The 18,784-nt window shown below is 54.7% G+C and carries 20 protein-coding genes; 8 read left to right on the top strand and 12 right to left on the bottom strand.

Going from position 1 to position 18,784, the window contains the following annotated elements; translation table 11 throughout:
* Positions 1-54 precede the first annotated feature (54 nt).
* From ttcA to AC0L7R_RS04585, 8 genes are all read left to right on the top strand, one after another.
* Entirely contained in the window at positions 55-909 is an 855-nt protein-coding gene (gene ttcA, locus AC0L7R_RS04620) for a tRNA 2-thiocytidine(32) synthetase TtcA (RefSeq protein WP_473659122.1), read from the top strand.
* A 42-nt stretch (positions 910-951) separates the two neighbouring features.
* Entirely contained in the window at positions 952-2,358 is a 1,407-nt protein-coding gene (locus AC0L7R_RS04615) for an EAL domain-containing protein (RefSeq protein WP_473659120.1), read from the top strand.
* Positions 2,359-2,513: 155 nt separating this feature from the next.
* Positions 2,514-4,340, top strand: coding sequence for a membrane protein insertase YidC (gene yidC, locus AC0L7R_RS04610; RefSeq protein ID WP_473659119.1), 1,827 nt, complete (start codon positions 2,514-2,516; stop codon positions 4,338-4,340).
* Positions 4,341-4,404: 64 nt separating this feature from the next.
* Positions 4,405-5,052, top strand: a complete 648-nt coding sequence (gene yihA / locus AC0L7R_RS04605; RefSeq protein ID WP_247129869.1) for a ribosome biogenesis GTP-binding protein YihA/YsxC — start codon at positions 4,405-4,407, stop codon at positions 5,050-5,052.
* A gap of 16 nt (positions 5,053-5,068) precedes the next feature.
* Entirely contained in the window at positions 5,069-5,920 is an 852-nt protein-coding gene (argB, locus tag AC0L7R_RS04600) for an acetylglutamate kinase (protein WP_473659117.1), read from the top strand.
* A gap of 63 nt (positions 5,921-5,983) precedes the next feature.
* Complete coding sequence (locus tag AC0L7R_RS04595; RefSeq protein WP_473659115.1) at positions 5,984-6,487, top strand: hypothetical protein; 504 nt, start codon at positions 5,984-5,986, stop codon at positions 6,485-6,487.
* Positions 6,488-6,533: 46 nt separating this feature from the next.
* Complete coding sequence (locus AC0L7R_RS04590; protein WP_473659113.1) at positions 6,534-7,178, top strand: ferredoxin; 645 nt, start codon at positions 6,534-6,536, stop codon at positions 7,176-7,178.
* Positions 7,175-7,669: a histidine phosphatase family protein gene (locus tag AC0L7R_RS04585; protein WP_473659111.1), complete on the top strand. Its 495-nt coding sequence runs from the start codon at positions 7,175-7,177 to the stop codon at positions 7,667-7,669. Before AC0L7R_RS04590 ends, AC0L7R_RS04585 begins: the two co-directional genes overlap by 4 nt.
* Positions 7,670-7,735: 66 nt before the next feature.
* Here the strand turns inward: AC0L7R_RS04585 and AC0L7R_RS04580 are convergent, their stop codons facing one another.
* The 12 genes from AC0L7R_RS04580 to rpsK all read right to left on the bottom strand — a co-directional run bounded on the left by AC0L7R_RS04580 (position 7,736) and on the right by rpsK (position 18,769).
* A complete protein-coding gene (locus AC0L7R_RS04580) occupies positions 7,736-8,527 on the bottom strand; it encodes an amino acid ABC transporter ATP-binding protein (RefSeq protein ID WP_281502254.1) in 792 nt (263 codons plus the stop codon).
* Positions 8,528-8,539: 12 nt separating this feature from the next.
* Entirely contained in the window at positions 8,540-9,856 is a 1,317-nt protein-coding gene (locus tag AC0L7R_RS04575; protein WP_473659109.1) for an ABC transporter permease subunit, read from the bottom strand.
* A 1-nt stretch (position 9,857) separates the two neighbouring features.
* Positions 9,858-11,135 (bottom strand): ABC transporter permease subunit, encoded by a 1,278-nt coding sequence (locus AC0L7R_RS04570; RefSeq protein WP_473659107.1) that lies wholly within the window; start codon positions 11,133-11,135, stop codon positions 9,858-9,860.
* A 148-nt stretch (positions 11,136-11,283) separates the two neighbouring features.
* Entirely contained in the window at positions 11,284-12,303 is a 1,020-nt protein-coding gene (locus tag AC0L7R_RS04565) for an amino acid ABC transporter substrate-binding protein (RefSeq protein WP_247129876.1), read from the bottom strand.
* 223 nt (positions 12,304-12,526) lie between these two features.
* Complete coding sequence (locus AC0L7R_RS04560) at positions 12,527-13,237, bottom strand: ATP12 family protein (RefSeq protein WP_473659105.1); 711 nt, start codon at positions 13,235-13,237, stop codon at positions 12,527-12,529.
* Positions 13,234-13,911, bottom strand: a complete 678-nt coding sequence (locus tag AC0L7R_RS04555; protein ID WP_473659103.1) for an HAD-IA family hydrolase — start codon at positions 13,909-13,911, stop codon at positions 13,234-13,236. The genes AC0L7R_RS04560 and AC0L7R_RS04555 overlap by 4 nt, the downstream gene beginning before the upstream one ends.
* Complete coding sequence (locus AC0L7R_RS04550) at positions 13,904-14,956, bottom strand: RluA family pseudouridine synthase (RefSeq protein WP_247129879.1); 1,053 nt, start codon at positions 14,954-14,956, stop codon at positions 13,904-13,906. The genes AC0L7R_RS04555 and AC0L7R_RS04550 overlap by 8 nt, the downstream gene beginning before the upstream one ends.
* Positions 14,953-15,303, bottom strand: coding sequence for a fluoride efflux transporter CrcB (crcB, locus tag AC0L7R_RS04545; protein ID WP_247129880.1), 351 nt, complete (start codon positions 15,301-15,303; stop codon positions 14,953-14,955). The genes AC0L7R_RS04550 and crcB overlap by 4 nt, the downstream gene beginning before the upstream one ends.
* Entirely contained in the window at positions 15,300-16,610 is a 1,311-nt protein-coding gene (locus tag AC0L7R_RS04540) for a replication-associated recombination protein A (RefSeq protein WP_473659100.1), read from the bottom strand. Before AC0L7R_RS04540 ends, crcB begins: the two co-directional genes overlap by 4 nt.
* Positions 16,611-16,700: 90 nt before the next feature.
* Positions 16,701-17,114 carry a 50S ribosomal protein L17 gene (gene rplQ / locus AC0L7R_RS04535; protein ID WP_247129882.1) on the bottom strand — a complete coding sequence of 138 codons (414 nt, stop codon included), beginning with the start codon at positions 17,112-17,114 and terminating at the stop codon, positions 16,701-16,703.
* A gap of 139 nt (positions 17,115-17,253) precedes the next feature.
* Entirely contained in the window at positions 17,254-18,270 is a 1,017-nt protein-coding gene (locus AC0L7R_RS04530; RefSeq protein WP_247129883.1) for a DNA-directed RNA polymerase subunit alpha, read from the bottom strand.
* 109 nt (positions 18,271-18,379) lie between these two features.
* On the bottom strand, positions 18,380-18,769 hold the full coding sequence (gene rpsK / locus AC0L7R_RS04525) for a 30S ribosomal protein S11 (protein ID WP_247129884.1): 390 nt from the start codon (positions 18,767-18,769) through the stop codon (positions 18,380-18,382).
* Between the last annotated feature and the right edge of the window lie 15 nt (positions 18,770-18,784).

Here is an 18,784-nt window from a genome sequence, read left to right as displayed (position 1 = left end):
CGGCAAGTCACGAAACCCCTTGGCGGGATCGCGAACGCGCTATAATGCGGGATCATGCTAGACGAAAACACAGATATTCATCCGCTCTTTAATGGCGCACCTTCCACGACAGAGTTCAAGAAACTCCGCAAACGGATCGTGCGCAATACGCGTGAAGCGATTGAACAATATGGCATGATCGCGCCCGAAGCACGCGATGGGAAACCGCCGAAATGGCTGGTCTGTTTGTCTGGCGGCAAAGACAGTTACACCTTGTTGGCAGTCTTGTACGAACTGAAATGGCGCGGGCTACTGCCCGTTGATCTGGTTGCGTGCAATCTGGATCAGGGGCAGCCCAATTTCCCAGCGACCGTTCTGCCTGCTTTCTTGGAGAAAATGGGCGTTCCGCACCGGATTGAATACCAAGACACCTATTCTATCGTCATGGACAAAGTCCCTACTGGCCGCACTTTTTGCGCATTATGTTCGCGACTAAGACGCGGAAATCTCTACCGGATTGCGCGTGAAGAAGGATGTTCCGCCGTCGTTTTGGGTCACCATCGCGATGATATTCTTGAAACATTTATGATGAACCTGTTCCATGGTGGCCGTCTGGCGACGATGCCGCCCAAGCTCGTTAACGAAGAAAGCGATCTGTTCTTGTATCGCCCTCTGGCGCATGTGGCCGAAGCCGATTGCGAAGCTTTTTCAGCCGCGATGAACTATCCGATTATTCCATGTGATCTGTGCGGATCGCAGGACGGGCTGCAACGTCAGCAGATCAAACAAATGCTGGACGGCTGGGAAAAGAACCACCCCGGTCGCCGCCAAAAGATGTTCCGCGCGTTAACAAATGCAAGGCCGTCGCATCTGCTCGACCCAAAGCTGTTCGATTTCGTTGGATTGATGACGATTCCTGAACAGGATTAATCAAAGTTTATCTAATCGGCCTTATCCATTGCGCGTTAGGGCATGGTGCCCGTTACCAAGCGAGGCACAGATTTGCGCAGTTTCATCCACCATTTATGGACACGGATCACTGCCGTCTTAAACGTCTTCGTAGGGCCGACCGACCCGCGTAAACAAATCATCGACGCCTTGGACGATATGCTTAAACGCCGTTATTACGATTGCTACAATGCGATTGTGATCGTGGCTGAAATCGACAATTTTCACGATCTGCGACGTACCCGAAATGGTAAAGATATCCGACACGTTTTACGGGTTCTGGAAGACCGTCTAAAGGGCGATCTTCTCATTCGGGATGTAGTGCGCCGATTGGACGGGGATCAATTTGTATGCGTTGTCAGCCCGTTAAGGGGATTGGTGCGCGCGGGGTTATTGGACCTTGCGATGATGATCCAGGACAAGGCGGCGGAACCCATTCCACTTGGTGACGAAGGACTCCCAATTAGCCTCTCTTTAGGCTGCGCAATATCCTCCCAGGAACAGCAGGAAGACGGCGAGGAACTATTAGAATCCGCTCGCATCGCGCAAATTGAGGCTGCGAACCAAGGCGTTTCGATGATCCGGGTGTATTCGACCGAAATGAAAGAACGGATCGATGCGCGCCGCTCTCTCTTGGCGGAGGCATTGCGCGCAATTAAAACTGGCGAAATTCATGCATATTTCCAACCTCAGCTGTGCCTGTCGACCAATGAAGTCTCAGGGGTTGAAGCGCTGGCACGATGGAATCACAAGATACGAGGTGTGATTTCACCCGCGGAATTTCTCCCCATCTTGGAAGAAGCCGGGATGATGCGCCAACTTGGTTTGGCAATGTTACGCGATTCTCTTCGTGCGCTGCGGAAATGGGATGACGCGAACGTCCACGTGCCACGCGTATCCGTCAACATGTCGGCATTTGAACTGCGCGACCCGAATCTTGTCGACATCATTCGGCTAGAATTGGATGCCTTTGACCTGACACCTGACAGGTTAGTCATCGAAATTTTGGAAACCGTCGTTGCAAGGGGCGCTGACGATCCGATCATTCGGAACCTGCATGCAATTTCCGACGTGGGCTGCAACATCGACCTTGACGATTTTGGTACCGGCCACGCGGCCATCACAACCATTCAGAATTTTAGCGTTAATAGGATCAAAATTGACCGTTCCTTCGTCTCCCACGTTGATGTCGACGAAAGCCAACAGCAAATGGTTAACACGATCTTGATGGTCGCTAAGGGCTTATCAATAGAAACGCTCGCCGAAGGTGTTGAGACGACGAGCGAAGTCCAACACATGGCGAAGAATGGCTGCGGTCATGCACAAGGGTTTGCCATTGCCCGCCCTCTTCCCCCCGCCGAAACGTTGACATGGCTGCGCGACTACAATTTGCCGCAGGTTTTCGCACAGAGACCGCGCTATCTTCAGTAATTGCCTGATGGTCGCGCAAATGCGCGACGTGAAATGGCAATTTTCCGCAGTCAATCACGTCGAATTCTCATCAAAACAAGGCAAAACCGCTTGACCTTTGGGGTTCTGAGGGGTTGAACCAGCGGGACCTTTTCTTCGACACAGGCGGCATTCGCATGGACGACCAAAACAAGAATCTGATACTCGCAACGGTGCTAAGTTTCCTCGTTGTGATGGTGTGGTTTTGGCTTTTCCCGCCTGAAGAACCCGCGCTGACTGATCTGCCACCAGTCGCAGAAGCTGCAGATGTCACAACGCCAAGCGTTGCCGCGGAAACCACGTCGGCACCGACAACAACGCCCGCCGCGTCAGAAACCGTCGCAGAAGCCGCACGTATCGCGATCGAAACACCTGAATTCAAAGGGTCTTTGTCCCTTCAGGGTGCCCGTATCGATGATCTGTCACTGACCCAATACCGCGAGGAATTGGTCGACGGTTCACCCATCGTTCACCTTCTGAAGCCTGTTGGCGAAGCCGAAGCGTATTTCGCAACATTCGGGTGGGCCTCTGCTGAAGGCATCGCTGCGGATCAGGTCCCCGGCCCCGACACCATTTGGTCAGTCGAAAGCGGTGATGCGCTGACGCCTGAAACACCTGTGACCTTGGTCTGGGACAATGGCGCTGGCCACATCTTCCGCACTGAAATTAGCGTCGACGAAGATTTCATGTTCGATTACGTTCAAAGCGTTGAAAACACAGGTTCTTCCAACATTACTTTGCGGCCATATGGCCTGCTGCGCCGTCATGGCACACCAGCAGACTTGAAGAACTTCTTTATTCTGCACGAAGGCCTCGTGCGCATGACTGACGGTGAGTTGGAAGAAACCGACTACAAGAAAATCGTCGACTACGATCTGGACCCGCGCGAAGGCACCCAAGCGGAACGCTTGGAAGCTACCGAAAACGGTTGGATCGGTTACACAGACCACTACTGGATGACGACGCTGATCCCCGAACAGGGCACGGCCTTCCGGTCCACGTCCAAGTATTTCGACAGCCGCGACTTGTACCAAGCTGAAGCAGTCATGGCGCTGCAAACCGTCGCCCCCGGTGAAACAACCGAAGTCACCACGCGGCTTTACGCTGGTGCCAAGGAATGGGACGCGATCCGCAACTACGAAAACGAAGAAGGCGTCACCGGCTTTCTCGACAGCATCGACTGGGGCTGGTTCTTTTTCCTGACCAAGCCGATCTTCTGGCTGCTGCACAACCTGAATGTCATCATTGGCAACATGGGTTGGTCGATCATCGCGCTGACCTTCATCCTGAAGGCTCTCGTGCTGCCTTTGGCTTACAAATCCTACGTTTCCATGGCGAAAATGAAGGAATTGCAGCCTGAAATGGAAGCCCTGAAAGAAAAGTCAGGCGAAGACAAACAGGCGCTGCAGCAAGGCATGATGAAGCTTTACAAGGATAACAAGGTTAACCCAGCCGCTGGGTGTATGCCGATCCTGCTGCAAATTCCGATCTTCTTTTCGCTCTACAAGGTGATTTTCGTGACGATCGAACTGCGTCATGCGCCTTGGATTGGTTGGATCAAAGATTTGTCCGCACCGGATCCATCATCGATCATCAACCTGTTCGGCCTTCTGCCATGGGGCGCGCCAGAACCAGGTAGCTTTATCGCACTGATCGCGATTGGGATTATGCCGATTGTTTTGGGTGTTTCCATGTGGTTGCAGCAGAAACTGAACCCGGCCCCAACAGATCCGACACAGAAAATGATCTTCGCCTATATGCCTTGGGTCTTCATGTTCATGCTGGGCGGTTTCGCCAGCGGTCTGGTCCTCTACTGGATCACCAACAACGTGATCACGTTTATCCAGCAATACACGATCATGCGGAGCCACGGGTCGAAACCCGATCTGTTCGGGAACATCACGTCAAGCTTCAAGAAAGCGCCGCCCGCCAAGGATGCGCCAGCAAAGCCGAAAAACAAATAAACCAAAGCCGCCGCAGTGATGCGGCGGTTTTTTCTTCATCCCAGTCAAACGAACGAGCCTTACAATGGAAATGCGCTTCCCCGAAGTTCAGCCACCCGAAGACGCCGAACGCGAAGCCGGTCGCCTGCTGTTCGCGGGGGAAACCGAATTTGTGAAAGGCGTCGTTGCCATGGACGGCTTGCCGCCTGCGGATCGCCTAGAGGTCTGTTTCGCAGGGCGTTCTAACGTGGGTAAATCGTCCCTGATCAATGCGCTCACAGGCCGCAAAGGTCTTGCGCGCGCGTCCAACACGCCAGGCCGGACGCAAGAAATCAACTACTTTACTGCTGGTGATTTGTATGTTGTCGACTTGCCCGGTTACGGCTTTGCCAACGCTCCCCTGCCCGTGGTCGAAAAATGGCAGCGCTTGTTGAAAAGCTACCTGCGTGGGCGTCAAACCCTGCGCCGTGTGTTTGTTTTGATCGACGCGCGTCACGGGGCCAAAGCAGTTGACGACGAAATCATGTCCCTGCTCGACAGTGCTGCTGTCACCTTTCAGGTCGTCATGACGAAGGTCGACAAGCTGCGTGGCGATGCGTTGGAACAATCACTTGCAAAAACCCGCGCGGCACTGGTGAAACACCCTGCCGCTTACCCCGAGCTGATCTTGACCTCATCCGAGAAGGGTGATGGCATCGAAACATTGCGCGCAATTATTGCCGGGATTGATTAATATGAAGGCCCAAGACATGACTCGCGACTGGATCGGAACCGCTCAAACCCTATCCCAAGCCCTGCCCTATTTGCAGCGCTACGCTGGGGCCATTGTTGTGGTGAAATTCGGCGGCAATGCGATGGGCGACCAAGACGCGATGGCCGAATTCGCCCGCGATATCGTGCTCATGAAACAGGTCGGGTTGAACCCTGTTGTGGTGCATGGCGGTGGTCCGATGATCAACGATATGCTCGACAAACTCGGCATCGAATCCAGCTTTGTGCGCGGCAAACGGGTGACTGACCAGAAAACTGTCGAAGTCGTCGAGATGGTCCTGACCGGTCTCGTGAATAAGCGGATCGTGCAGGCCATTATGGACGAAGGTGGCCGCGCTGTTGGCCTGTCTGGCAAAGACGACGACCTGATGGTCGCCGAAGCGGACGATCCTGAATTGGGTTTTGTTGGCAAGCCGTCAAGAATGAACGTGCAGGTCCTGCATGATCTGAACGCAGCGGGCATTATCCCTGTTGTTGCACCCGTGGCTTCCGGCACAGGCCGCGCCGAAACCTTCAACGTCAATGGCGACACCGCCGCTGGCGCCATTGCGGCGGCACTTAAGGCGGACCGCCTTTTGCTGCTCACGAATGTCCCCGGTGTGAAAGACGAAAACGGTCAGGTGATGACCCAATTGTCTGCGATCCAAGTTCGCGACATGATCAAAAGCGGCGCAATTGCAGGCGGCATGATCCCCAAGACCGAAACAGCCCTGAAAGCACTTGATGAAGGTGTCCGCGCTGTTGTGATCCTTGATGGGACATTGCCGAACGCCAGCCTGCTCGAACTGTTTACCGAACATGGCGCCGGATCAATCATACGCAACGACTAAAACAGATTTCGCGATTGAGGCGTGTTGTGGTAGCTTAACACAACCCTAGCTAAGAGGTCTGTTATGTCGACACTACGCCTTGCTACCGCTTTTTCCTGTTTCGCGAGCTTTGCTCACGCTGCGATCGATCCTTGCGTCGTTGGCACATGGCAGGCGGACCTCGACGAGCTCGCACAGATCATGGCGTCCCAAATGCAAGGTGCCGCGACGCCTGTTGGCGGCATGGTCGTGATGCAAGTCGCCCCACCCGGATCAGTACGCATCGAAGTGCAGAACATGACATTGCGGGTCAAAGTCCCGAACGCGCCCGAAATGGACGTCAGCGTGTCCGGATACAGCGCGGGCGGGATGCAGGCTGAAGGCGGGTCTTGGGCCGCGACCGCCACTGACTACAACCTTGTTGGTGCAGCCGACGTCATGGGGACCCGCATGGAGATTCCATTTAGTTCCTCGACAGGCATGTTTGGCAACGGTGATGGAACGTACACCTGTGCCGGCAACGCGCTTAGCTTTGCGACGAACAGTACACCCGCGAAAATACCGCCGAACTGGCAACGGCTGGATTAATACAAAAGACGATTGCGCGAGGTCGGTGAGCCGCTAGTCTGGCCCAATGCTGCCCACCTATCCAGAACAATTGATCGACGACCTGTCCGCACATGGCTTGCAGGCGCTTGGTCACTGCGCCACAGTGCCAACGGACAACCTGCAACGTGACGGCACGTTCGTCCTGATCGGACCCCAAGAACCCGCGTTTTGGCCGATATTTTTGCAAAGTGCCGAATACCACGATCAACAGACGGACCCGCTGGACCGATGGTCGTTGCGGGTTATTAGCGATCTTGCAGAAAAACACGGCGCAACTGCGCTGTTCCCCTTTGGTGGCCCACCCTTTCAGCCCGTTTTCACGTGGGCATTGCGTACCGGACGTTTCTGGTCCTCGCCCATTGGCTTTCTGGTGCATGATGTTGCGGGGCTATTCGTGTCGTTTCGCGGTGTTCTGTTGCTGGATGACGCTGTTGCGCCAACCCAAGGTCAGAACCCCTGCATCACCTGTACCCAAAAGCCATGCATCCCTGCATGCCCAGTGAATGCCTTTCATGACGGGTATGATGTCGACAGCTGCAAATCACACCTTCGCATGGCCCAAGGGGTGGACTGTATGTCACAAGGCTGTCGCAGTCGGCGTGCATGCCCTATCGGACAAGGCAATCGGATGCCCGCCCAAGCAACACACCATATGAAAGCTTTCCTATGACAAAACGACTTATCCTCATCCGTCACGCCAAATCAGGATGGGATAACATCTATGCAGACGACCATGCGCGTACACTCACTGACAGAGGGCAAAAGGCGGCAGAAGCCATTGGTGGATGGCTAAAGGCGCAGGGTTATCTGCCAGACCTGATCTTGACCTCTGACGCGACGCGGGCACTGCAAACGACAAACATGGTGAAACGCGGGCTAGCTGAGACTATCGCGACCAAAGAGATAGGCATGCTGTACCACGCCGCACCGGAGACGATCCAAGAAGTTGCAAGCGCGGTAGATGCCCAGACCATCGCAATCGTCGGACACAACCCCGGAATCGGCATGGCGGCGCGGCGCTTTGTGACCTACGCACCCGATCATCATCGGTTCGACGATTACCCGACCTGCGCGACCACGGTTATTGAATTTGCTGATGACGATTGGCTGAAGCCCGGTAAGGGCAACGCAGTGGACTTTATTGTTCCACGGGACCTGTAACGCAAAAGGGCCACGCAACCGCGTGGCCCTTTCGTTTATCCATGTAGAACGGCCTAAGCTGAAAACTTAGTGGCCCAAAATCTGGCTCAAGAACAACTGTGTCCGCTCGGATTGCGGGTTGTTAAAGAACTCTTCAGGTTCGTTCTGTTCAACGACCTGACCTTGGTCCATGAAAATCACGCGGTTGGCCACCTGACGAGCAAAGCCCATCTCGTGCGTCACGCAAAGCATGGTCATGCCTTCTTCGGCCAGCTCGATCATCGTATCGAGCACTTCCTTGATCATCTCAGGGTCAAGCGCGGATGTCGGTTCATCAAACAACATGATCCGTGGCTTCATGCAAAGCGAACGGGCAATCGCCACACGCTGCTGCTGACCACCGGACAACTGGCCCGGATACTTCAGCGCCTGATCAGGAATTTTCACCTTCTCAAGGTAGTGCATCGCGATTTCTTCGGCTTCCTTCTTGGGCGTTTTACGCACCCAAATCGGGGCCAGCGTACAGTTCTCAAGGATCGTCAGGTGCGGGAACAAGTTGAAGTGCTGAAAACACATACCAACTTCGGACCGGATCTTGTCGATGTTCTTCAGGTCTGACGACAATTCTGTCCCATCGACGATAATCTGGCCCTTCTGGTGCTCTTCCAGACGGTTGATACAGCGGATCAACGTCGATTTACCGGACCCGGAAGGCCCACAAATCACGATCCGTTCGCCACGGTTCACGGTCAGGTTAATGTCGCGCAGCACATGGAATGTGCCGTACCACTTGTTCATCCCGTTGATTTCAATGGCGACCTCATCGGACACCTGCATGTTGGAACGATCAATTGCGCGATCAGTTGCGAGGTCTGACATATCCAAACCCTCCTATCGGTTTTCACGCTGGAGTTTTTTCTCCAGGTAGAGTGAGTAACGGCCCATGCTAAAGCAGAAGATGAAGAACATAGCGCCAATAAAGATGAAGAGCTCCCAGTAGATACCGTTCCAGTCAGTGCTGGCACGGATCGCAGAGGCAATCCCAAGCGGGTCAAACAGGCCGATAAAGACCACAAGCGTCGTATCTTTGAACAACCCGATAAAGGTGTTCACGATGCCCGGGATCGAGATTTTCAAGGCCTGCGGCAGGACGATCAGCTGCATCGATTGCCAGTAAGACAGACCCAAACTATCGGCACCTTCGTACTGACCTTTTGGCAAAGCCGCCAAACCGCCCCGTATAACTTCCGCGATGTAAGCGGCAGAGAACAGGGTCACCATAATGATCACCCGAAGCGTCAGGTCAAAATTGGTCCCTGGTGGCAGGAAGTAGTTCAACAGCAACTGGGCTGTGAACAACCACACGATCAGTGGAACGCCCCGGATCACTTCAATGAACACCACAGCGGATGTCTTGATAATGAACAGGTCCGACTGACGACCAAGCGCCAACAAAATGCCCAGCGGCAACGACAGCACGATCGCTGACAGGCCGATGACCACGGATAGCATAAACCCACCAAACGCACGAGATTCGACAAATTCGATCCCGATTGGCGCGATGCTATCAAGCCCAGCGTAGATTGGGCCCGACAGGAACAACCAGTAAAGCAACGGCAATACGATGGCTCCGATGATCCCAGCCAATGATCCGAACGTTTTGGTGAGAGGTCCGTACGCGACGTAGCCTACGACAAAACCCAAAGCGATAGAGATCGGCAACCAGATGGACCCGCCCCACAACAGCCAGAAGCACAAGAATGGTGCGACTGCTGAAAGGATGAACATCTTGCGCGGCACCTTGTCGAACAGAACAGGTGCCAGTCCGCCCAAGAAAAGGATCAAGGCAAGGATCGGACGCCAGTACAATTCGCTTGGGTAATAGCCGAATAGCAATTGGTGCCAACGATCACTCAGCACCGCCCAACAGGCAACGCCGTGATCTGATCCGACAGTCGCATCGCGGATCTCGCGACATTCGGACAAGGACCCAGCATTCCAGATACCACCCAACATCCAAGGCCCGACATGGGACAGGATCCAGTAGATCACAAAGATCGACAGAAGCGTCAGAACCGTGTTCGTAACGCTTGAGAACAGGTTCTCGCGCAGCCACTTCACGGCCCCCACTTCAGTCGTAGGGGGCGACGATTCTGGCAACATCGTATCACGGACATAAGAGACGGTTTGTGCGTGTGTATCAGACATCCTACCGCTCCTTCAGTTTAGTTGAGTTGTTGTAGATGTTCATCGCAGTGGAAATCAGCAGCGACAGGATCAGGTAGAACCCACCCAGCATCAGCATGCCTTCCAATTCGCGCCCTGTTTGGGAAATCGTGATCCCGCCCAAAGTTGCACGCACATCCATGTACCCCACCGCAATCGCTAGCGACGAGTTTTTCGTCAAGTTCAGGAACTGTGAAATCAGCGGCGGAATAATCACACGCAAAGCCTGCGGCAAGATCACAAGGCTCATCGTGCGACCGGGCTGCATGCCCAACGCAAATGCGGCCTCGGACTGACCTTTGGACACAGACAAAATACCTGCACGTACCGTCTCAGCGATAAACGCCCCCGTATAAAGCGACAGCGCAATCCAAAGCGCGATCAGAGAGTTCCGCAGATGGACACCATCGGTAAAGTTGAACCCTTTCAGGTACGGCTTCACGATCGTTGCACCAAGGATTAGGAAAACAATCCCGATTGGCACAAAGAAGATAGCGAGGTTGGTCCAAATTGTATTTGGCCGATCACCATGCTGCTCCTGGATACGGTTGGCACGGGCATTCACAAAGCGAATTGCGATGATGCTTGCAGCCAATGTGCCCAGAACCAAGATCCAGTCGATACCGCCGGAGGCCACAGGGGCCAGACCTTCTTGCGGCGCGACAGCTTCGTTACCACTCAGGGACCGTGTGAAACCAATTGCTGGGATATAGGTGCCGCGGTTCGTGATCGCGACACTTTCGCCCAACATCATGCTAGCTTCGGGTGTATCACCACGGAAGTCACGCGGTTGCGGGGTCGCTTCGGTGACAACCGCGAAAATCAAAATGATCCATAACAACAACGGTACGTTGCGGAATCCTTCGACGTAGACGGCCATCAAGAAACTGATCACCCAGTTTTTCGATAGACGGGCGACACCGGCCAGAACCCCAAGAACCAACGCTGTGACACAGCCCAAAAAGGCGACCAAAAGCGTGTTCAGAATACCCACGAACGCTGCGCGGCCATGTGTATCTTGGTTGGTGTATTCGATCAGCATCTGGTTAATGTCGTAACCGGCTGATTGACCTAAGAAGCCAAAGTCAAAGTCTTTGCCAAGGGCATTCAGGTTACTGATCGTATTGTTCACCAACCACCAAAGACCCGCGCCAATAAGCGCAAGGGCAACAACTTGGATCGTGATGGAACGGTAGCGGGTGTCGTAAATAAGCTGACTGGGCCGAAACGCAGGTTTCGGCGGGTCGGTCATGACGGACATGATGATCTCCCGGGCGTCTCGTTATTTTTATCGCCTCATGTCCACTTATGTGGATCTATCAAGGCGCGAGATGCTGTTTTTGTAATGTCGTCTTAAATCTTAAAGCCGAAGGGCCCGGACGTTATGCCGGGCCCTTCGTATTCCGGATTTAGCGGAATGGTGGTGAATACAGCAGGCCGCCTTCGGTCCACTGTGCGTTCAGACCACGAGCAAGACCAATTGGTGTGTTCTCACCGATGTTCTTCTCGAAGATCTCGCCGTAGTTGCCTTCTGCGCCGATAGCGGCAGCAGCCCAACCAGCGTCAAGACCGATCATCGCGCCCAACTCACCTTCAGTACCGAGCAAACGGTTCACTTCTGGGTTGTCAGTTGCAGCTGCGGACAGCTCAGCAAGGTTGGATGAAGACACACCCAGCTCTTCAGCTGTGATCAGTGCGTTCAGTGTCCAGCGTACGATGTCGCCCCATTCGGAATCACCGTGACGTACCAGCGGGCCAAGTGGCTCTTTGGAGATGATTTCTGGCATCAGAACGTGATCGTCTGGGTTTTCAAATGTCGCACGTGTCGAAGCAAGACCGGATGCGTCAGTTGTGTAAACGTCGCAAGCACCGGCAAGGTACTGCTGCTGGCCTTCTGCGTTTGTTTCAATCGGCACAGGCTCGTAAGAGATGTTGTTGACGCGGAAGAAGTCAGCAAGGTTCAGCTCTGTTGTTGTACCAGTTTGGATACATACAGTCGCGCCGTCCAGATCCTTAGCAGAGGCAACGCCCAGCTCTTTCGGGATCAAGAAGCCTTGGCCGTCGTAGTAGTTCACGCCTACGAAATCAAACTTAAGGTCTGTGTCGCGTGAGAATGTCCATGTGGTGTTACGTGCCAGCATGTCGATTTCGCCGGACGCCAGCGCTGTGAAGCGTGTCTGACCAGTTGTTGGAACGAATTCAACGGCAGTTGGGTCGCCAAGAACTGCAGCTGCAACTGCGCGGCAGACTGCAACGTCAAAGCCAGCCCATTCGCCGTTCGCATCAGGTGCCGCAAAACCGACAAGACCTGTGGTCACACCACAGTTCAGTTTGCCGCGCTCTTTGACGTCATCCAGTGTTGCCGCGGATGCAGATGCTGCAGCCAGACCAGCGACCGTGAGTGCGCCGAGAAATACGGTTTTTTTCATTGTTACCTCTTCCTGAGTTTCCGCCCTTACTCCCGTTCGGGCGGTTTTGTTCCATCCCTTCAGGGATAGTTATGAAGCTCCAGACGGGACACCCCGCCTTTAACTGCCCTAGAGTGGGAGGAATCATCGGGAATCGTCAAGGGATTCTCAGACAAATTTGCTATCAAAATACGCAAACGCCTCAAACGACGGCTTTCGCACACCCGTCTAACGAGAGGTGACGCTAGGTCCGGGCCATTTTGTAGAAATTAGCAGCATCAAAAAAAGCTTGGCGTTTAACAGATTCGAGCGCACGCGCATCGTCGTCGTCACCCCATTGTTCAAACTGCCATTCTTCGTCGACGCGCGACACTGCCCACCCGTCTTCTTCGCTTAAATGACCATCGATCACCGCCAGCGCGATGACAAGCGACCCCGACAAGCTGATCAAATCGTGGGCAGCCGCGATCTGGAAATGTGTCATCGCATCCAGCTCTGCTTTCAGGCGCGTCAGTGCACCACCGTCCTGTGGGACATGCATAACGCCCTCAGCGCTTTTCAGGTCGGCATCAAACCGTCCTTTTGCCCACCGCAACAATGGGTCCCAATGATCCGCTTGGCGCGCGATCAATTCCGCAGGGCCCGCAGCACGGTAACACAACAAATCACTGTCACCGTAGGCGGCCAGCATTTCGACCACTTCGGCCTTTTGTACGGACACCTTATCGATTGCCGCGTTCGCACCGCGCGTCACCGGCATTGTTGTAGGATCAATTAAATCAACCTGCGCGTCCCATTCGGACGCCACCGCCGCCGCCATATCAGCGGTTGGCACAACCAACGCCACCTTTGCAGGTGTTTTGACAGGACGCCCGTCCAGTTCAATCGCATAGCCGCCGTCACATTCAACGGCTGCTGTTGTCTTCCAAAAGCGTTTCGCGGCCCAGTCGCTCATGTCTCAAGTCCTATTAGATCGTCTATCGCGCTATGAAGCGCATCAAAGCTGTGGATGATTGTGTCGGCTTGCAAGGTCTCAACCGGATGATACCCCCAAGAAACACCAATTGTTTTCACGCCGGCGGCACGACCCATGTCGATATCAAAGGTCGTGTCACCGATCATGACGGTGCGATTAGCGGCAACGCCTGTTTCGTTCAGGCAAGCCTGCACCATCGCGGGATGTGGTTTTGACGGATGAAAGTCGGCCACTTGTTGGCTCAGAAAATAGCCCTCAAGCCCATATCCTTCGATCAGCTTATCAAGGCCGCGCTTGGATTTCCCTGTCGCAACCGCAAGCAAAGTCCAATCCTGCGCCCGTAGCGTTTCAAGCGCCTGCATCGCCCCTGGATACAATGGCGACGTCGCGTTGCTGCCGCGTGTCTTGCGCAAATGGAAATACGCGTCACGGTAGCCTTGCGTTAGCTTGTCGTGCAGCGGCGCGTCGAGTTCAGGCGACAATTCCGGAAAAATCAGCTCGAGCGACCGCCCGACGAACCGCAACATTTGATCGCGGGGCGGTGGCGCAAGATCAAGTCCAGCATAGGCATGCGTGAAGGCCGCGACGATCATCTCTTGGCTATCGACCAAGGTGCCGTCCACGTCAAAGATGACAAGCCGCGGTTCAGGCATCTGGCATATTGAACGGATCAGCGGGGGCGTGGCTGACTTTCCACCCGACAAAATCCCACGTCTTTTGCATATGCTCTGGAAGTGGTGCGATGAAATCCATGACCGCACCGGTCGTCGGATGTTCAATCTTCAAGCTACGCGCATGCAAATGCATCTTGCGGCCGATTTCGCTGCCCATGCCCGCGCCCCAGCCATCGCCAAGATTTTCCTGCTCGGACCCGCCGTATTTGCCATCACCGACAATCGGGTGGCCAATCTCGGCCATATGGGCGCGCAACTGATGCGTCCGCCCCGTAATCGGCACCAAGGCGCACCATGACGCACGCGAGGCAAGCGTATCCATGACGGCGTAGTCAGACGTGGCACGTTTCGCGCCTTCGGTTTTGGCAACTTCACCGGGGTGAATGCACACCATCTTTTCGTTTTCGCCACCGCGTCCGCCGCCAGCTTTCATCAGACCGTATTTGATGGTCGCGGCACGTGGATGCGGCACACCGGCAATCGCGGCCCAGTAAATCTTGCGGGTTTCGCGATGCTTCATGTTTTCGGTCAAAGCACGCGCGGCCATACGGGTGCGGGCCAAAACCAGCACGCCCGACGTATCCTTATCAAGACGATGCACCAAACGCGGCTTTTCGTCGTAATCATACATCAACGCTTCCGACAGCCCGTCTACGTGGCGCGTCGTGTTCGTGCCACCTTGCGTGGCAAGGCCCGCAGGTTTGTTGATCACGATCATATCGGCGTCGCGGTAGATCACACAGGACTGGATCAGCTTCGCATCAGCCTTGGTGACGCCGTGCTTGTTCAGCCGCGCAGCTGCTGCAGCTTCTTCTTCGGTCGGCAATGGGGGGATACGAACTTTCTGGCCAACTTCGACGCGTGAATTCGACTTCACACGGCCACCGTCAACGCGGACCTCGCCTTTGCGGCACATCTTTTCGATCCGGCCTTGGGTCACATGCGGAAACAAGCGCCGCAAATAACGGTCAACGCGTTGATCACCTTCGTCTGGTCCCACGACCCGTGTTTGTACGCCGCTCATAGCGTGCCCCTAATCATCCAATGGCCGACGACACAGGCCGCCAGCGATAACAGAACGGACGCCATAACATATCCACCAGCCGCCGCCAGCCTTCCCGCCTCGATCAGACGCACCGTATCCAAGGAAAACGCACTAAACGTGGTAAAACCGCCCAATAAACCGGTCATAATGAACGGCAACCACGCGTGCAGGCCCTTTGCATTGACGTAGGCCCAGACGATTCCAATAATCAGCGATCCCACGACATTGACGGTCAGCGTCCCGAGCGGGAAAGCGACAGCCAGCCCCACCCAATACCGCAACACCGCCCCGATTGCGCCACCTAGGGCGACGGACACGACAGTCATGACTTTGCCCTCTTGGCGCGCAGTCCCGCGAAATATTCAACGCGTTTCTTGAGATCACGCTCAAAGCCACGATCAACGGGGGCGTAGTATTCGCCGCGTTTCATCGTTTCGGGGAAATAGTTCTGGCCACTGAACCCGTCTTCTGCGTCGTGATCATAGGCATAGCCCGCGCCGAACCCCTGCTCTTTCATCAACGTCGTTGGGGCGTTCAGAATATGCGCGGGGGGCGGTTCAGACCCGTGTTTCTTCGCGGCATTCATCGCGGCCTTATAGGCGACGTAAACCGCGTTCGATTTTGGAGCGAGCGCGACATAGGTTACGGCACCCGCCAAAGCCAATTCCCCCTCAGGCGACCCAAGCCGTTCGTAGGTTTCCCATGCATCCAGACACACGCGGTGCGCCTGCGGATCGGCCAGTGCGATATCTTCAACCGCCATGCGCGTGATGCGGCGGGCCAGATAACGCGGGTCCTCGCCCCCCGCTAACATCCGTGCAAACCAATAGAGTGCGGCATCAGGGTCAGAGCCACGCACCGATTTGTGCAAGGCGCTGATCAGATTGTAATGCTCATCACCTGTTTTGTCGTATTTGGCCGCACGTTTCATCAAACGCTTAGACAGATCATCGGCCGTCAGCGGCGCATCAACCTTCCATGCAGCGATCTGCTCGATCAGGTTCAACAACCCGCGCCCGTCACCATCGGCCATTTCGATCAAAGCGGCACGTGCCTGTGCATCTAACGGCAGTTTTCGATCCAGCTCGCGTTCTGCACGCTGCGCCAATCGTTCAAGGTCATCCTCGGTCAGCCGCGACAGGATCAGCACCTGACTGCGCGACAGCACCGCGGCGTTCAGTTCAAACGACGGGTTCTCGGTTGTAGCCCCAACCAATAGGATGGTGCCGTCTTCCATGTAGGGCAGAAAACCGTCCTGCTGTGCTTTGTTGAAACGGTGGATTTCGTCGACGAACAACAACGTCCCCTTCCCGTTCTGGCGTCTGATTTTCGCAGCCTCAAAGACTTTGCGCAGTTCAGGCACACCCGTAAAGATCGCGGATATCTGGACAAAATGCAGATCGGATTCGTTCGCGAGCAACCGCGCGATCGTCGTTTTCCCAACGCCAGGCGGGCCCCAGAAAATCAGGGATGACAACGATCCCGACGACAACATAATGCCCAAAGGCGCATCGGGGCCAAGCACCTGTTCCTGACCGATGACGTCGCCCAAAGACTGTGGGCGTAGTCTATCTGCCAATGGGCGGGGTCCAGCAGCGGGTGTCGCCGCAGATGTTTCAAAAAGATCAGCCATAACGGGAACCTATGCGCTAAACTTAAAGGAGACAAAGAAAAAGCCCCGCGCGGGATGCACGGGGCTTTTCCGAATACTTAGCCGATTGGCTTACTCTGCGTCGGACTCTGCCAGACGTGCTTTGTCAGCCGCGCCTTTTGCATCAACGTCGCGGTCTACGAATTCGATGATCGCCATTGGCGCCATGTCACCGTAGCGGAAGCCCGCTTTCATCACACGCACGTAACCACCTTGGCGGTCTTTGTAGCGTGGGCCGAGGATTTCGAACAAACGTGCTGTGTGCATTTCTTGCTTCAGCTGTGCGTTTGCCTGACGACGTGCGTGCAAGTCGCCGCGCTTTGCGAGCGTGACGAGCTTTTCGATCACGCGCTTCAATTCTTTAGCTTTTGGCAGTGTTGTTTTGATCTGCTCGTGCTCGATCAAAGAACCAGCCATGTTTGCGAACATCGCTTTGCGGTGCTCGTGTGTACGGTTCAGTTTACGGTAACCATGTCCGTGGCGCATGTCAGTCTCCTAAAGTGCTTTATGCTTTGTACGGCAAGGGATGCGTGTCCCCCACTCTGTTGGGGCGTGATTGCCCATATGTTCCCGGTCATTGCCGGCATTGTCGTGAAAGGGCGGGTCCGAAAACCCGCCCAATGTCTTAGAACTGATCTTCGAATTTCTTCGCAAGATCTTCGATGTTGTCTGGTGGCCAGTCCTCAACGTCCATGCCGAGGTGCAGACCCATGCCGGACAGAACTTCTTTGATCTCGTTCAAAGATTTCCGACCGAAGTTCGGTGTGCGCAGCATTTCAGCTTCGGTTTTCTGGATCAGATCACCGATGTAAACGATGTTGTCGTTCTTCAGGCAGTTCGCGGAACGAACAGACAGTTCCAACTCGTCCACTTTCTTAAGAAGCAGCGGGTTGAACTCAAGACCGTCATCGTCTGCACCAGCTTGTGCTGATTCAGGCTCGTCGAAGTTGACGAAGATGGACAGCTGATCCTGCAAAATGCGGGCCGCGTAAGCGACGGCATCGTCAGGTGTCAAAGACCCATCAGTCTCAACCTTCATCGTCAGTTTATCATAGTCCAGAACCTGACCTTCACGGGTAGGCTGCACGTCATATGACACCTTCTTAACCGGCGAATAAATCGCATCGATTGAGATCATGCCGATCGGCGCGTCTTCTGGTTTGTTCTTCTCAGCTGCAACATAGCCCTTACCGGTATTCACGGTCAGTTCCATGTACAGATCAGCGCCATCATCGAGGTGACAGATGATGTGATCCTTGTTCAGCACTTCGATGCCGTTGGTTTCAGAGATGTCACCAGCAGTGACAACACCTGGACCTTTGGCTTGTACTGACAAACGCTTAGGGCCTTCGACATCCATACGGATCGCCACACCTTTGAGGTTAAGCACGATGTCAGTTACGTCTTCACGCACACCAGACACAGAGCTAAACTCGTGCAGAACGTTGTCGATCTGTACGGCAGTGATGGCAGCACCTTGAAGGGATGACATCAGAATACGACGCAGGGCGTTACCCAGTGTCAGACCAAAGCCGCGCTCAAGCGGTTCGGCAATTACAGTGGCTTGGCGTGCTGGGTCATTACCCGGCTTCACTTCCAGCTGTGTTGGCTTGATTAATTCAGCCCAGTTCTTGTGGATCATGTGTCCCTCCATTCCAGTCTACCTTTCATGATCAAAAGGCAAACGCCCGAGGTTTCAAAATGACGGAATGGGGCCGTGCAAATGCACAGCCCCATCACGGGTAATTCGCTTAGACGCGGCGGCGCTTTGGTGGGCGGCAGCCGTTGTGTGCCATTGGCGTCACGTCACGGATCGATGTGATGTTGAAACCGATAGCAGCCAGAGCGCGCAATGCGGACTCACGGCCAGAACCTGGACCTTGCACTTCGACTTCCAGCGTCTTCACACCGTGGTCTTGTGCTTTTTTGCCCGCATCTTCAGCAGCCATCTGAGCCGCGTAAGGTGTGGACTTCCGTGAGCCTTTAAAGCCCATTGTACCAGCGGACGACCATGAAATGGCGTTGCCCTGTACGTCGGAGATCAGGATTTTTGTGTTGTTGAACGAAGAGTTCACGTGAGCAACGCCAGCGGCGATGTTCTTGGAGACCTTCTTCTTGGTGCGTTTAGCTTCGCGTGCCATGATATCAGCCCTCCC

The sequence above is a fragment of the Yoonia sp. D2-7 genome, from assembly GCF_055809435.1.
This window is presented reverse-complemented; position numbering and strand designations above follow the sequence as displayed.